This window comes from Pseudomonas sp. NPDC088414 (assembly GCF_044753325.1).
GTDB lineage: Bacteria > Pseudomonadota > Gammaproteobacteria > Pseudomonadales > Pseudomonadaceae > Aquipseudomonas.
Window position 1 is genome coordinate 73904 of record NZ_JBIVMY010000013.1, and the last position, 14919, is coordinate 88822.

Sequence of the window (14919 nt, forward strand, 5' to 3'; positions counted from 1 at the left end):
TTTTGAATAAAGCCCAAACGCTATCCACGCGCTATGACCCCCGTGAGCTCTCTGATGAGGAGTTGGTCGCGCGCTCGCATACCGAGCTGTTTCACGTGACGCGCGCCTATGAAGAGCTGATGCGGCGTTACCAGCGAACATTATTTAACGTTTGTGCGAGATATCTTGGGAACGATCGCGACGCAGACGATGTCTGTCAGGAAGTGATGCTTAAGGTGCTGTACGGCCTGAAGAACTTCGAGGGGAAATCGAAGTTCAAAACCTGGCTCTACAGCATCACGTATAACGAATGCATCACGCAGTATCGGAAGGAACGGCGAAAGCGTCGCTTGATGGACGCCTTGAGTCTGGACCCGCTGGAAGAAGCGTCGGAAGAAAAGGCGCCGAAACCCGAGGAGAAGGGCGGACTCGATCGCTGGCTGGTGTATGTGAACCCGATTGACCGTGAAATTCTGGTGCTACGATTTGTCGCAGAGCTTGAATTTCAGGAGATCGCAGACATCATGCACATGGGTTTGAGTGCGACAAAAATGCGGTACAAACGTGCTCTAGACAAATTGCGTGAGAAATTTGCAGGCATTGCTGAAACTTAGTTCAGCGCAAATATCTCTTACGTGTAGGCAAGTTCTGATAGACTTGCCGCCGAGTTGTCCCCCGGTTTGCGGGACTGCTTCACAATCACCAGATGGGGATTTAACGGATGAAACTGAAAAACACCTTGGGCTTGGCCATTGGTTCTCTTATTGCCGCTACTTCGTTCGGCGCATTGGCACAAGGCCAAGGCGCAGTTGAAGGCGAGATCAACTACAAGAAGCAGTACAACGACAGTGTTGATCACGTCGAAGACGGCTTCAACCCAGGCGCCAAAATCGGTTACTTCCTGACCGACGACGTCTCGATCAACTTCGGCTGGGATCGTAACAACCACACCCGTTCGAACGACGGTACCGGCAGCCAGAAACTGCGCGGTGACAACTTCGGTCTGACCGCTCAATACCACTTCAACAACGCTGGCGACGCTCTGCGTCCTTACGTTGAAGGTGGCGTTAAGCACGGCAACCTGACCAACGTAGCTGCTGACGGCCACACCGGTCGCGACCAGTCGACTTTCCTGACTGCTGGCGCTGGCGTTAAGTACTACTTCGCCGAAAACTTCTTCGCCCGTGCTGGCGTAGAAGCTGACTACAAACTGGACAACGGCCGTTGGGACTACGCTCCATCGGTTGGTCTGGGTGTGAACTTCGGTGGCGGCGGCAAGCCAGCTGCTGCTCCAGTTCCAGCTCCGGCTGAAGTCTGCTCCGACAGCGACAACGATGGCGTTTGCGACAACGTTGACAAGTGCCCGGACACCCCAGCCAACGTAACTGTTGACGCTGATGGCTGCCCAGCAGTTGCTGAAGTTGTTCGTGTAGAGCTGGACGTGAAATTCGACTTCGACAAGTCGGTCGTCAAGCCAAACAGCTACGCTGACATCAAGAACCTGGCTGACTTCATGAAGCAGTACCCAGCCACTCACACCACTGTTGAAGGTCACACTGACTCCGTCGGTCCTGACGCTTACAACCAGAAACTGTCCGAGCGTCGTGCAAACGCCGTTAAGCAGGTTCTGACCCAGCAGTACGGTGTTGAGTCGTCCCGCGTTCAGTCGATCGGCTACGGCGAATCCCGCCCAGTTGCTGACAACAAAACTGAAGCTGGCCGTGCTGTTAACCGTCGCGTAGAAGCGCAGGTTGAAGCTCAAGCTAAGTAATTAGCTGCCGCTACGAGAAAAGCCCGGCTCAGGCCGGGCTTTTCTTTGCCTGCGATTTGAGCAACTGGGCATTGGCGCCTCGCGCCCGGGGCCGTTGGCCGGCTATAATCGCCGCCTCTTTTCGCCGCCCGAGTCATCGCCGCCCATGTACACCCTGGCCCGTCAGCTGTTGTTCAAACTTTCCCCGGAAACCTCCCACGACCTGTCGCTGGATCTGATCGGCGCGGGCGGGCGTTTGGGCCTCAACGGCATGCTGTGCAAGAAGCCGGCGAATGTGCCGGTGGCGGTCATGGGCCTGGACTTCCCGAACCCGGTGGGTCTGGCGGCTGGTCTGGACAAGAACGGCGCGGCCATCGACGGTTTCTCGCAATTGGGTTTCGGTTTTGTCGAAATCGGCACCGTCACCCCGCGTCCGCAGCCGGGCAACCCGAAACCACGGATCTTCCGTCTGCCGGAAGCCGAGGCGATCATCAATCGCATGGGCTTCAACAACCTCGGTGTGGATAACCTGCTGGCGCGGGTCGCTGCAGCCAAATACAAGGGCGTGCTGGGGATCAACATCGGCAAGAACTTCGACACCCCGGTCGAACGCGCGGTGGATGACTACCTGATCTGCCTGGACAAGGTCTACGCTCACGCCAGTTATGTCACGGTCAACGTCAGCTCGCCGAACACCCCGGGCCTGCGCAGCCTGCAGTTCGGTGATTCGCTCAAGCAATTGCTGGCCGACCTCGCCACGCGTCGCGCCGAACTCGCTCTGCGCCACGGCAAGCACGTACCGCTGGCGATCAAGATCGCTCCGGACATGACCGACGAAGAAACCGCGCAAGTGGCTCAGGCGCTGATCGAAACCGGGATGGACGCGGTGATCGCCACCAACACCACCTTGAGCCGGGTCGGCGTCGAAGGCATGGAGCACGGTGACGAGGCGGGCGGTCTGTCCGGCGCTCCGGTGCGTGAGAAGAGCACGCATACCGTGAAAGTGTTGGCGGGTGAATTGGGTGGTCGCTTGCCGATCATTGCGGCTGGTGGCATCACCGAAGGCAAGCATGCAGCGGAGAAGATCACGGCGGGTGCGAGCCTGGTGCAGATTTACTCGGGCTTCATCTATAAGGGCCCGGCGCTGATTCGTGAATCGGTAGACGCGATTGCCGCGCTGCGCTGAGGTTTTTTGAGGGCTTCTGTGGCGAGGGAGCTTGCTCCCGCTGGGTTGCGAAGCAAACCCAAGTTTGTCAGGTATAGCGAGGATTCAGGATTTACGACTGCTGCGCAGCCGAGCGGGAGCAAGCTCCCTCGCCACAGGGGATTGCATTTTCGGGCATAAAAAAGGGCTCCTCGAAGGAGCCCCTGGGCCGTAGCCCGCCGTCCGGGAAGGACGTGCATGGTAAGTCGCTAAAAATTCAGATTGTCGTGTTGCAATAAGTGCCCTGTGTCAGCCGACGGCGTGAAGTTCGTTGAGTCTGTGGATCCCCGCAGTGCCGGTCATACCGTCCCAGTTGTCGCCGCGTCCTTCTCGCCAGCCGTTGATCCAGGCTTGACGTACCGACGGTAGAGTAAATGGGCAAAGCTCGCGGGATTTGCCACCAACGCCATATTGATATCCGCGCAAAAATGCTCTTTCCAACGGATCACGCTTAAGTCTTCTCATAGGGTGTTTCCCTCACTTGTTGACTGTTTGTGTCGCGTCGACCTCAACCGAGGTCCTGGCAGAAAAACTCTGCCGTGGTGCGGCTCGCTGCCGGCGTGGCGAGCCAAGGTGTTGACGCCGTTGCGACGTCAACCTGTGGTCAGTTCTAACCAATGAGTCACACCGAGGGAATGATCGTTTTGTCATAAGGACGTAACGAAAATAGTGCTACAGCCATAAGTAACGACCGGTTTCATGAACTTTTTTTCAGCAAACCCCGGTATGATCGGCCCCGCACTGGATGATGGGGTTAATCCTTTAGTGAGAATGACCCACGTTTACGCTGGGGTAATATTCGACGAAGGGTTGCTTTGAGTCATTTTGTTTCATCAACTTTAATAACTGTCCTTGCATCTAAGCTCTTTTAACCCGAGCAGCGGGGATGGAACGGCACACCTTCGTGCCACGCGGGCGCTCTTTTAGAAAAGCGCCTGATTGAAAACCGGATCGGCAATGCGTTGCCGGTTCACTAGCCAAAGGCTCTGGAAATACCATGTCCGACCGTTTCGAACTCTTCCTCACTTGCCCCAAAGGCCTTGAAGGCCTGCTCATCGAGGAAGCCGTCGGGCTTGGCCTTGAAGACGCCCGCGAGCACACTTCCGCCGTGCGTGGCATGGCGACCATGGAAACCGCTTATCGCCTGTGCCTGTGGTCGCGTCTGGCCAACCGGGTATTGCTGGTGCTCAAGCGCTTCCCGATGAAAGACGCCGAAGACCTGTACCACGGCGTGCTTGACGTCGAGTGGCAGGATCACATGCTCTCTGACGGCACTCTGGCCGTTGAATTCAGCGGCCACGGCTCGGGCATCGACAACACCCACTTCGGCGCGCTGAAAGTCAAAGACGCCATCGTCGACAAACTGCGTACCCCGCAGGGCGACCGTCCAAGCATCGACAAGCTCAACCCGGACCTGCGCATTCACCTGCGTCTGGATCGCGGCGAAGCGATCCTGTCCCTCGACCTTTCCGGCCACAGCCTGCACCAGCGCGGCTACCGCCTGCAGCAGGGAGCGGCGCCGCTGAAGGAAAACCTCGCGGCAGCGATCCTGATCCGTTCCGGCTGGCCGCGCATTGCGGCCGAAGGCGGCGCGCTGGCTGACCCGATGTGCGGCGTCGGCACCTTCCTGGTCGAAGCGGGGATGATCGCCGCCGACATGGCGCCGAACCTGCGTCGCGAGCAGTGGGGCTTCACCGCGTGGCTCGGTCACGTCCCTGCGCTGTGGAAAAAACTCCATGAAGAAGCCGTTGAGCGCGCCGCTGCCGGTCTGGCCAGGCCGCCGCTGTGGATTCGCGGTTACGAAGCCGACCCGCGCCTGATTCAACCGGGCCGCAACAACGTCGAGCGCGCCGGGCTTAGCGAGTGGATCAAGATCTATCAGGGCGAAGTCGCGACCTTCGAGCCGCGTCCGGACCAGAACCAGAAAGGTCTGGTGATCTGCAACCCGCCGTACGGCGAGCGTCTGGGCGACGAAGCCAGCCTGCTGTACCTCTATCAGAACCTTGGCGAGCGTCTGCGTCAGGCCTGCCTGAATTGGGAAGCGGCGGTGTTCACCGGTGCCCCGGATCTGGGCAAGCGCATGGGCATTCGCAGCCACAAGCAGTATTCGTTCTGGAACGGCGCGCTGCCGTGCAAACTGCTGCTGATCAAGGTGCTGCCGGACCAGTTCGTTACCGGCGAACGGCGTACCCCGGAACAGCGTCAGGCCGAGCGTGAGCAAGCGGCCTACGATCAGGCGCCGAACGAGCCGCAAGAGCGCAAGTTCAACAAGAACGGCAACCCGATCAAACCGACGCCAGCCCCGGCGCCAGTGATCGAGCAGCCGCGCCTGAGCGAAGGCGGGCAGATGTTTGCCAACCGCCTGCAGAAAAACCTCAAGGCGATGAGCAAGTGGGTCAAGCGCGAGGGCATCGACTGCTACCGCGTCTACGATGCCGACATGCCGGAATACGCCATGGCCATCGACCTGTATCACGATTGGGTGCACGTGCAGGAATACGCCGCGCCGAAGTCGATCGATCCGGAAAAGGCCTCGGCGCGCATGTTCGACGCCCTGGCGGCGATCCCGCAGGCGCTGAACGTCGACAAGAGCCGCGTGGTGGTCAAACGCCGCGAGCGTCAGAGCGGCACCAAGCAATACGAGCGTCAGGCGGCGCAGGGCAAGTTCAATGAGGTCAGCGAAGGCGGCGTCAAGCTGCTGGTGAACCTCACCGACTACCTCGACACCGGGCTGTTCCTCGACCACCGGCCAATGCGCATGCGCATTCAGAAAGAGGCCGCCGGCAAGCGCTTCCTCAATCTGTTCTGCTACACCGCGACCGCCAGTGTGCACGCGGCCAAGGGCGGTGCGCGCAGCACCACCAGCGTCGACCTGTCGAAAACTTACCTGGACTGGGCGCGGCGCAACCTGTCGCTGAACGGCTTCTCCGACAAGAACCGTCTGGAGCAGGGCGACGTGATGGCGTGGCTGGAAAGCAGCCGCGACGAGTACGACCTGATCTTCATCGACCCGCCGACCTTCTCCAACTCCAAGCGCATGGAAGGCATCTTCGACGTGCAGCGTGATCAGGTGCAGTTGATCGACTTGGCGATGGCGCGTCTGGCAAGCGGCGGCGTGCTGTATTTCTCCAACAACTTCCGCAAGTTCCAGTTGGAGGAGAACCTGGCCGAGCGTTACGCCGTCGAGGAAATCAGCGCGCAGACCATCGATCCGGATTTTGCGCGTAACACCAAGATTCACCGCGCCTGGAAAATCACGGCTCGTTGACGCTTGGGCGGGTTGGATCCACAGAGCCTTGATTTTTAAAGGCTCTTGGATCCGATCAGCGCTAGCCAAATTAATGGCTAATAGCTATAACTCAACTCATGGCCAATGGGGTTTTCCCCCCGAAACAATGGCGTCGTGAGTTGCCCCTATGTCGTTGCACCCCGTGCGCCCAAAGATTCTGGGTTTTATCAGCGAAGACGTCTCGGCCTGGCTGGTCGCGCTGCTGGTATTGCTCGCCGGCGGGATTCTCACGGGGCTGCTCGCCTGGGCCACCCTCAATCAGTTTCACCATCAACTGCGCCAACGCTTCCAGCTGCTGGCCAGTGAGCGTTACAGCCGCATCGAAGAACGTTTCCAGGATCAGGAACAGCGTCTCGACGGCCTGCGCCGTTTCTTCGCCAACTCCGATTCGGTCTCACGCAGCGAATTCGACGGCTATGCCAAACCGCTTCTATTACGCACCCAGGCCTATTCCTATGCGCCGCGGGTCAGCCGTGCCGAACGCCCGGCGGTCGAACAGGCCGTGCGTAACGAAGGCTTCAGCACTTTTACCTTTCGTGAACTGAACGCTGACGATCAGTTGCAGACCGCCGCTGATCGCCCCGAATACGTACCGGTGATCTACACCCAGAGCCTCAGCCGCTTGCCCACACCGCTGGGTTACGACTTGCTGGCGCAGCCGCTGCGCCGGGCGACGCTGGAACGCGCCGACCGCACCGGGCACATGGTGGTGTCGCAGCCATTGCATCTGGTGGGGATTGATCCGGCGTATGCCCGGGGCGTCTTGCTGCTGGCGCCGGTCACCCGTGAAGAGGCGCCGAAAGGGCCGCCGCAAGGCTATGTGATGGCGGTGATCAGCATGCAGCAGTTGCTGGCCGACGGACTGCCGGAGGAGCACCAGGATTTCCTCAACGTCCGCATACTCGACCTGTCCACCGACGATCAGCATGAAGTGCTCTACGAGTCAGCCAACAAAGCGGGAGCCAGTGATCTGTCGGCTACGCAGTTGTTGCGCATGGCCGACCATGACTATCAAGTGGACATTCAGCCCAGCGAAGCGTTTCTGCAGGCCAACCATTCGTCGATCAGCAGCCTGGTGGTGCTCGGGGCGCTGCTGAGTCTGTTGCTCAGCGCACTGCTTTACGTGCTGGTCAGTCAACGCCAGCGCGCCTTGCGCATGGTCGAACTGCGCACGCAGGAACTGCACGCCCGCGAACAGGAATTGCGGGGTACCCACGGCCAATTGCGGGGCGTGCTGAATGCCGCGACCCAAGTGGCAATCATCGCCACCGACCTGCGCGGGGTGATCAACACCTTCAACCCGGGGGCGGAACAGATGCTCGGCTACAGCAGCGCCGATGTGGTCGGCCACATGACTCTGGAGAACCTGCATCTGCCGCGAGAGCTGGCCGCGCGTTCGGCGGAGTTGAGCGCGCGTTACGGCAAGAGCATTCCGACCTGCCACGCGATGCTGGTCGAAGGCGGCGAGGTCGGCGGGCATGAGGCGCGCGAGTGGACGCTGGTGCGCAGCGACGGCAGTCATCTGCCGGTAAACATGCTTGCCACCCCGGTGCTCGATGAGCAGGGTTTGTGGGTCGGGCATCTGGCGATCTGCATCGACATCACCGAGCGCAAGCGCGTGCACGAAGCGCTGGCGGCGCGGGATGTGTTGCTCAAGAAACTCAGCGCTCACGTGCCCGGTGGCATTTACCAATTCAAGATGGAATTCGACGGGCGCTTCAGCGTGATTTATGCCAGCGATGGCATCCGCGAGATCTACGAGCTGGAGCCGGACGTGCTGCTGCTCAATGCCGAGGCGATTTTCACCCGTATCCATCCACAAGACGTCTCGCGAGTGCGCAGCTCGATCCGCGCCTCGGCGGACAGCCTCAGCCCATGGCGCGAGGAATACCGTGTGCAGTTGCCCGAGCGTGGCCTGCGCTGGGTGCGCGGCGAGGCGACGCCCGAAGAGCTGCCGGGCGGCGGCGTGCTGTGGCACGGCTACATCTCGGACATTTCCGATCTGAAGCGGGTGGAAGAGGAGCTGCGGGCGCTGTCGGTGACCGACTCGCTGACCGGCATCCATAACCGCCGCTACTTCCAGGAACGCCTGACCACCGAAATGGCCCGGGTCGAGCGCGGCGGCGGCGAGCTGTCAGTGATCATGCTCGACATCGATCACTTCAAGCGGATCAACGACCAGTACGGCCATGCCGTGGGCGACCGGGTGCTGCAGGCGGTGTGCGAACGCATCGGCCATCGTTTGCGGCGTACCGATGTGTTCTGTCGTCTCGGCGGCGAAGAGTTCATGGTGCTGTGCCCGGACATCGACGGCGAGCACGCGTACATCCTGGCGGTGGAGTTGTGGCAAGGCCTGCGCAGTGCGCCGGTGGATGTGGTCGGGGTGGTGACGGCCAGTTTCGGCATCGCCAGCTGGCGCCCGGGGGAGGGCGCGGATGCGCTGTTGCTGCGGGCGGATTCGGGGGTGTATGCGGCGAAGCAGGGCGGGCGTGACCGGGTGGAGCAGATGAGCTGAGCCGTTACACCAATCCCCTGTGGAACCCTGTTTTGTGGCGAGGGAGCTTGCTCCCGCTTGAGTGCGTAGCGCTCACAAAATCATTGGGGTCGCTGCGCAGCCCAGCGGGAGCAAGCTCCCTCGCCACAGAGAGTTGCTTCCACAGGTTTAAGGGTGGCTTACAGCGCTGAAGCGGTCTGCGGCAGGCGCGGCTGCTTGTACAGATCCAGCAGCACCTGATCCAGCACCGAAGACGCACCGAACGGGGCCTTGTCGTTGAGGATCGCCACCACCGCCCAGGTGTTGCCGTTGACGTCGCGGCTGAAGCCGGCGATCGCGCGCACGGTGTTCAGGGTGCCGGTCTTGACGTGGGCTTCGCCGCGCATCGCGGTGGTCTTCAGGCGTTTGCGCATGGTGCCGTCGGTGCCGGCAATCGGCAGCGAACTGATGTATTCGGCGGCGTACGGGCTGTGCCAGGCGGCTTGCAGCATGTTGGCCATCTCGCGGGCGCTGACGCGTTCGGCGCGCGACAGCCCGGAGCCGTTCTCCATCACCAGGTGCGGCGCGGTGATGCCTTTCTTCGCCAGCCACTGGCGGACTACGCGTTGTGCGGCCTTGGCGTCGTCACCGTCGGCTTCGTTGCGGTACTTCTGGCCAAGGCTCAGGAACAGCTGCTGGGCCATGGTGTTGTTACTGTATTTGTTGATGTCGCGGATGATTTCCGCCAGATCCGGCGAGTAGGCGCGGGCCAGCAGCTTGGCGCTGCTCGGGGTCGCGGCGAGACGATCCTTGCCCTGGATGCTGCCACCCAGTTCTTTCCAGATCGCGCGCACGGCGCCGGCGGTGTAAGTCGCGTGGTCGAGCAGCGACAGGTAAGTCTGCGAGCTGCAGCCATCGCCCAACTGGCCGGCGACGGTCACGGTCACGCTGCCGTCAGGCTGGGTCACCGGGTTGTAGCGCACGCCGCCGGTACATTGCTTGGAGTTGAGCGCCTTGACCGTGTTTTCGATGCGCACGCTGGCGATCGGCGGCTCCACCGAGATCAGCACCCGGCCACCGTCATTGCGCGCAACGAAGCGCAGGGCCTTGAGGTTGACCAGCAGCGAGTCGGGTTTGACCAGGAACGGCTTGTTCTCGTCATTGCCGTCGTCGTTGAACTCGGGCAGTTGCGGCTGGATGAAGAAACTGCGGTCGAGGATCAGGTCACCGGTGACCTGGGTCACGCCGTTGGCGCGCAGATCACGCATCAGCAGCCAGAGTTTTTCCATGTTCAGCTTCGGATCGCCGCCACCCTTGAGGTACAGGTTGCCGTTGAGAATGCCGCCGCTCAGATCGCCATCGGTGTAGAACTCGGTTTTCCACTGATGGTTGGGGCCGAGCATTTCCAGCGAGGCGTAGGTGGTGACCAGTTTCATGGTCGAGGCCGGGTTGACCGAGACGTCGGCGTTGTACACGGTCGGGTTACCCGGGCCGTCGAGCGGAATCATCACCAGCGACAGCGCAGTCGGCTGCAGCTTGCTGGCCTTGAGGGCTTTTTCGACGTTAGGGGTGAGGGCGGTATTGATAGTGGCCGCAGAAACCGGCAGGGCCAGAGGCAGAAGAAGGCCGGCGAGAAACAGTGGACGCAACGATTTGATCATCTGAAATAAAACCCTGCACAAGAGGGGAAAATAACGAAGGCATGGATGAAAAAGCCCTCAGTGGTCATGAAAGTGTCGGCATTATGCCCCAAGGTGTAACAGCTTGTGCCTTGCCCGGGGCGGCCATTTGGTTATTTTTTTTACGGGCGGTCGCCATCGCGCCCAGAGAGTCGGGCAATTGACCGCTTAAACTGGTAAAGTGCCGGCCGTTATTACTTAAGAGGATTGTTCCAATGGCGACTAACCGTTCCCAGCGTCTGCGCAAAAAACTGTGCGTTGATGAATTCCAAGAGCTGGGTTTCGAACTGAACCTGGACTTCAAAGAAGACTTGTCCGAAGAAGCCATTGACGCTTTCCTCGAAGCATTCATCAAAGAAGCCATGGAAGCCAACGGTCTGGGTTATGTTGGCGGCGATGACTTCGGTCTGGTTTGCCTGCAGAAGCGTGGCTCGGTCAACGAAGAGCAGCGCGCTGCCGTTGAAGCCTGGCTGAAAAACCGTAGCGAACTGACTGGCATGACCGTCAGCCCGCTGCTGGACGTCTGGTATCCGGAAAAGCCGATCAACGCGGCTAAGTGATACTGAAAAAAACGGCGACCTGAGGGTCGCCGTTTTTTTTGGGAAGATCAAAAGATCGCAGCCTGCGGCAGCTCCTACACGGGAATATGCGTTTCCCTGTAGGAGCTGCCGAAGGCTGCGATCTTTTGCTTTAAGCTTTACGCCAGTTGAGTATCAGCAAGGTGAGCACCCCCGCCACAATCCCCCAGAACGCCGACCCAATGGAAAACAGCGTCAACCCCGACGCCGTGACCATGAAGGTAATCAGCGCCGCCTCGCGTTCCTTGACCTCGGTCATGGCAATGCTCAGCCCATTGATGATCGAGCCGAACAGCGCCAGCGCGGCAATCGACAGCACCAGTTCCTTCGGCAACGCGGCAAACAACGCCGCCAACGTGGCGCCGAACACCCCGGCAATCCCGTAGAAAATCCCGCACCAGACCGCGGCGGTGTAGCGCTTGTTGCGATCCTCATGGGCGTGCGGGCCGGTGCAGATCGCTGCGCTGATGGCTGCCAGGTTGATGCCATGGGAGCCGAATGGCGCCAGCAGCAGCGAGGCGATGCCGGTGGTGGTGATCAGCGGCGAGGCCGGGACGTTGTAGCCGTCGGCGCGCAGCACGGCGATGCCGGGCATGTTCTGCGAGGTCATCGCCACCACGAACAGCGGGATGCCAATGCTGATGGTCGCCGCCAGCGAGAAGTGCGGCGTGGTCCACACCGGCGTTGCCACTTCCAGATGGAAACCACTGAAATCCAGCAGACCCATGAAGCCCGACAACGCGGTGCCGATCAGCAGCGCGGCAAGCACCGCGTAACGCGGTGACAGGCGTTTGACGAGCAGGTAAGTGAAGAACATCCCCAGCACCAGCCCGGTGCGATGCTGCGCGGCGACGAAGATTTCGCTGCCGATCTTGAACAGAATCCCCGCCAGCAACGCCGCCGCCAGCGACGCCGGGATTTTTTTCACCAGGCGTTCGAAGCTGCCGGTCAGGCCGCAAATCGTCACCAGCACCGCGCAGGTGATGTAGGCGCCGATGGCCTCGCCGTAGCTGACGCCACCGAGGCTGGTGATCAGCAGGGCTGCACCCGGTGTAGACCAGGCGATGGTGATCGGTGTGCGATAGCGCAGCGACAGGCCGATCGAGCACACCGCCATGCCGATCGAGATCGCCCAGATCCACGAGGAAATCTGCCCGCTGCTCAGGCCCGCCGCTTGTCCGGCCTGAAACATCAGCACCAGGGAACTGGTGTAGCCGGTCATCATCGCAATGAAACCGGCGACGATCGCCGAAGGCGAAGTGTCGGCGAGAGGGCGCAGGCGGGTGTAGGTGGCGTCGTTCATGACGGCGGTGTTCCTTCTTATGGAAAGCAGTGAATCCAGCAGGTCTGTGTGCGTGCCCGGTTTTTTGTGGCGAGGGAGCTTGCTCCCGCTGGGCAGCGAAGCTGTCCCAATATGGGCGACGCGGTATTTCAATCCACTTGCGTCGCTTGGGTTTACGACTGCTGCGCAGCCGAGCGGGAGCAAGCTCCCTCGCCACAATGTTGGGTACGGCGGCGGTTTTGGTGTTTAAGCCTAAACTCAATCGTAACGGATCGTTGCAATACAGCCGTGGTCACAAACAGCCATACAGTCGTGTTGCCACCATCCATTGTGTACAATCGCGCTGTTTTTTACGCGATACTTGCCAGCGACCTACTGTGCCGTATTACAGTCACGGTCTATTCGCCGCAGTTCTCCCGACTCGAGTGCCCATGAACGAACAGTTGCAACCCCTCAAGAAACAACCGCGAGCAGGCAAAGCCGGCCGCAGCGGAACCCAGGACGATATTGTCTACGCGCATATCTTCGAGGCCATCCTCGAACAGCGTCTGGCGCCCGGTACAAAATTGAGCGAAGAAGCGCTGGGGGAAATCTTCGGGGTCAGCCGCACCATCATTCGCCGCGCGCTGTCGCGTCTGGCCCATGAAGGCGTGGTGCTGTTGCGGCCGAACCGTGGCGCCGTGGTCGCCAGCCCGAGCGTTGAAGAAGCGCGGCAGGTGTTCATGGCCCGGCGTCTGGTGGAGCGCGCGATCACCGAACTGGCCGTGCAGCACGCCACCGCCGAGCAGATCGCCGAATTGCGCCAGATGGTCAACGACGAGCGCGACAGCTTCTCCCGTGGCGATCGCGGTGCCGGTATCCGTCTGTCGGGCGAATTCCACCTGAAACTGGCGGAAGCGGCGAAAAACGCGCCACTGATCAGCTTCCAGCGCAGCCTGGTTTCGCAGACCTCGCTGATCATCGCCCAGTACGAAAGCGGCAACCGCTCGCATTGCTCGTATGACGAACACACCCAGTTGATCGACGCCATCGAAGCGCGCAACGGTGAGCTGGCGGTGGACCTGATGATGCATCACATGGATCACATCGACAGCAAGCTCAACCTCGATGAGGAAAGTGCGTCGGATGATCTGCATGCGGTGTTCTCGCATTTGTTGCAGACCAAGAAGCCTGGGCGCCCGGCGGCCAAGCTTTGAGCTGACACCGAGTCGCCCCAATCGCTGGCAAGCCAGCTCCCACAGGGATTTGTGGGGTTCACCGAATCTGCGATACACCGAGAAACCTGTGGGAGCTGGCTTGCCAGCGATAGCAATCTGACAGGCAACAAAAATCCCCCAGGCTAAAAAGCGCTGGGGGATTTTTTATGCCTTGGGAAAACTCAGCGCTGATGCACCAAAGCCCCCGCCGCATACGTCTGCTGCACCGTGCGGTCATCGCCCAGCGTCATCAGCACAAACAACGTTTCGGCAATGTTGTTGGCCTGTTTCAGGCGGTAGCTGAGCAACGGTGTAGCGTTGTAATCCAGCACCAGGAAGTCGGCGTCTGAACCCGGTTGCAGGTTGCCGATCCTGTCTTCCAGACGCAGCGCCCGCGCACCGCCGAGGGTCGCCAGGTACAGCGACTTGAACGGACTCAACCGCGCACCCTGCAACTGCATGACTTTGTAGGCTTCGTTCAGCGTTTGCAGCAGCGAGAAACTGGTGCCGCCGCCGACGTCAGTACCGAGGCCGACATTCAGCTTGTGCTTCTCGGCCATCGGCAGGTTGAACAGGCCGCTGCCGAGGAAGAAGTTCGAGGTCGGGCAGAACGAGATTGCCGAGCCGGTTTCTGCCAGTCGCGCGCATTCGTCGTCACACAGGTGCACGCCGTGGGCGAACACCGAGCGTTCGCCGAGCAGCTTGTAGTGATCGTAAACGTCGAGGTAACCCTTGCGCTCCGGGAACAGTTCCTTGACCCACTCGATTTCCTTGAGGTTTTCGCTGATGTGGGTCTGCATGTACAGATCCGGGTATTCGGTCAACAGTTGGCCGGCGAGGGTCAGTTGCTCCGGGGTGCTGGTCGGCGCGAAACGCGGGGTCACGGCGTAGTGCAGGCGGCCCTTGCCGTGCCAGCGCTCGATCAGCGCCTTGCTCTCGACGTAGCTCGATTCGGCGGTGTCAGTCAGATAGTCCGGCGCGTTGCGGTCCATCATCACCTTGCCGGCGATCATCCGCAGATCAAGTTTCTCGGCGGCCTCGAAGAACGAGTTCACCGACTGCGGGTGCACGCTACCGAACACCAGCGCGGTGGTGGTGCCGTTGCGCAGCAGTTCCTTGATGAAAATATCCGCCACTTCATCGGCGTGGGCCTTGTCACCGAACTGGCTTTCGCACGGGAAGGTGTAGGTGTTGAGCCAGTCCAGCAGTTGCTCGCCGTAGGCCCCGACCATGCCGGTTTGCGGCAGGTGGATGTGGGTGTCGATGAAGCCCGGGGTGATCAGCGCGTCCTGATAGTGGGTGATCTCGATGTCCGCAGGCAGGGTCGGCAGCAGTTCGCTGGCGTGGCCGAGGGCGCTGATCTTGCCGCCATCGACCACCAGCAGGCCATCTTCGAAATATTCGTAGGAGGCTTCGATCCCGACTTCGGCGGGGTCGGCGATGCTGTGCAGGATGGCGGCGCGGTAGGCTTTGCGAGTCAGAGGCATGA

Annotated in this window: 11 protein-coding genes; 7 read left to right on the forward strand and 4 right to left on the reverse strand. The window is 60.5% G+C overall.

What is annotated here, in order from left to right:
• The first annotated feature begins 2 nt into the window (after nucleotides 1-2).
• The 3 genes from sigX to ACIP8I_RS13960 all read left to right on the forward strand — a co-directional run bounded on the left by sigX (nucleotide 3) and on the right by ACIP8I_RS13960 (nucleotide 2915).
• On the forward strand, nucleotides 3-593 hold the full coding sequence (sigX, locus tag ACIP8I_RS13950) for an RNA polymerase sigma factor SigX (protein WP_011333251.1): 591 nt from the start codon (nucleotides 3-5) through the stop codon (nucleotides 591-593).
• Between the two features lie 107 nt (nucleotides 594-700).
• Nucleotides 701-1750: an OmpA family protein gene (locus tag ACIP8I_RS13955; protein WP_007960920.1), complete on the forward strand. Its 1050-nt coding sequence runs from the start codon at nucleotides 701-703 to the stop codon at nucleotides 1748-1750.
• 145 nt (nucleotides 1751-1895) lie between these two features.
• Nucleotides 1896-2915 carry a quinone-dependent dihydroorotate dehydrogenase gene (locus ACIP8I_RS13960; RefSeq protein ID WP_400761840.1) on the forward strand — a complete coding sequence of 340 codons (1020 nt, stop codon included), beginning with the start codon at nucleotides 1896-1898 and terminating at the stop codon, nucleotides 2913-2915.
• A gap of 267 nt (nucleotides 2916-3182) precedes the next feature.
• Here ACIP8I_RS13960 and rmf read toward each other — a convergent pair whose 3' ends face one another.
• Nucleotides 3183-3398, reverse strand: a complete 216-nt coding sequence (gene rmf, locus ACIP8I_RS13965; RefSeq protein ID WP_003223300.1) for a ribosome modulation factor — start codon at nucleotides 3396-3398, stop codon at nucleotides 3183-3185.
• A 532-nt stretch (nucleotides 3399-3930) separates the two neighbouring features.
• Between rmf and rlmKL the strand changes: the two genes are divergently transcribed.
• Nucleotides 3931-6201 carry a bifunctional 23S rRNA (guanine(2069)-N(7))-methyltransferase RlmK/23S rRNA (guanine(2445)-N(2))-methyltransferase RlmL gene (gene rlmKL, locus ACIP8I_RS13970; protein WP_400761842.1) on the forward strand — a complete coding sequence of 757 codons (2271 nt, stop codon included), beginning with the start codon at nucleotides 3931-3933 and terminating at the stop codon, nucleotides 6199-6201.
• A 148-nt stretch (nucleotides 6202-6349) separates the two neighbouring features.
• The gene (locus ACIP8I_RS13975; RefSeq protein WP_400761844.1) at nucleotides 6350-8737 is read left to right on the forward strand and encodes a diguanylate cyclase; all 2388 of its coding nucleotides are present in this window, start codon (nucleotides 6350-6352) and stop codon (nucleotides 8735-8737) included.
• A gap of 158 nt (nucleotides 8738-8895) precedes the next feature.
• Here ACIP8I_RS13975 and dacB read toward each other — a convergent pair whose 3' ends face one another.
• Nucleotides 8896-10356 (reverse strand): D-alanyl-D-alanine carboxypeptidase/D-alanyl-D-alanine-endopeptidase, encoded by a 1461-nt coding sequence (gene dacB, locus ACIP8I_RS13980; RefSeq protein WP_064586770.1) that lies wholly within the window; start codon nucleotides 10354-10356, stop codon nucleotides 8896-8898.
• Nucleotides 10357-10589: 233 nt separating this feature from the next.
• On the opposite strand from dacB, the gene ACIP8I_RS13985 reads away from it, so the two are divergent.
• Nucleotides 10590-10934: a YggL family protein gene (locus ACIP8I_RS13985; RefSeq protein WP_003223308.1), complete on the forward strand. Its 345-nt coding sequence runs from the start codon at nucleotides 10590-10592 to the stop codon at nucleotides 10932-10934.
• A 130-nt stretch (nucleotides 10935-11064) separates the two neighbouring features.
• Here the strand turns inward: ACIP8I_RS13985 and ACIP8I_RS13990 are convergent, their stop codons facing one another.
• A complete protein-coding gene (locus ACIP8I_RS13990) occupies nucleotides 11065-12255 on the reverse strand; it encodes a benzoate/H(+) symporter BenE family transporter (protein ID WP_041067769.1) in 1191 nt (396 codons plus the stop codon).
• Between the two features lie 410 nt (nucleotides 12256-12665).
• On the opposite strand from ACIP8I_RS13990, the gene ACIP8I_RS13995 reads away from it, so the two are divergent.
• On the forward strand, nucleotides 12666-13430 hold the full coding sequence (locus ACIP8I_RS13995; RefSeq protein ID WP_007961054.1) for a GntR family transcriptional regulator: 765 nt from the start codon (nucleotides 12666-12668) through the stop codon (nucleotides 13428-13430).
• 182 nt (nucleotides 13431-13612) lie between these two features.
• On the opposite strand, the gene guaD is transcribed toward ACIP8I_RS13995, so the two are convergent.
• A complete protein-coding gene (guaD, locus tag ACIP8I_RS14000; protein WP_400761847.1) occupies nucleotides 13613-14917 on the reverse strand; it encodes a guanine deaminase in 1305 nt (434 codons plus the stop codon).
• Nucleotides 14918-14919 lie beyond the last annotated feature (2 nt).

Bases quoted from the DNA above. Each gene is read 5' to 3' on its own strand.
- ACIP8I_RS13955 (WP_007960920.1), top strand. From the start codon at position 701: ATGAAACTGAAAAACACCTTGGGCTTGGCCATTGGTTCTCTTATTGCC.
- ACIP8I_RS13960 (WP_400761840.1), top strand. From the start codon at position 1,896: ATGTACACCCTGGCCCGTCAGCTGTTGTTCAAACTTTCCCCGGAAACC.
- rmf (WP_003223300.1), bottom strand. From the start codon at position 3,398: ATGAGAAGACTTAAGCGTGATCCGTTGGAAAGAGCATTTTTGCGCGGA.
- rlmKL (WP_400761842.1), top strand. From the start codon at position 3,931: ATGTCCGACCGTTTCGAACTCTTCCTCACTTGCCCCAAAGGCCTTGAA.
- ACIP8I_RS13975 (WP_400761844.1), top strand. From the start codon at position 6,350: ATGTCGTTGCACCCCGTGCGCCCAAAGATTCTGGGTTTTATCAGCGAA.
- dacB (WP_064586770.1), bottom strand. From the start codon at position 10,356: ATGATCAAATCGTTGCGTCCACTGTTTCTCGCCGGCCTTCTTCTGCCT.
- ACIP8I_RS13985 (WP_003223308.1), top strand. From the start codon at position 10,590: ATGGCGACTAACCGTTCCCAGCGTCTGCGCAAAAAACTGTGCGTTGAT.
- ACIP8I_RS13990 (WP_041067769.1), bottom strand. From the start codon at position 12,255: ATGAACGACGCCACCTACACCCGCCTGCGCCCTCTCGCCGACACTTCG.
- ACIP8I_RS13995 (WP_007961054.1), top strand. From the start codon at position 12,666: ATGAACGAACAGTTGCAACCCCTCAAGAAACAACCGCGAGCAGGCAAA.
- guaD (WP_400761847.1), bottom strand. From the start codon at position 14,917: ATGCCTCTGACTCGCAAAGCCTACCGCGCCGCCATCCTGCACAGCATC.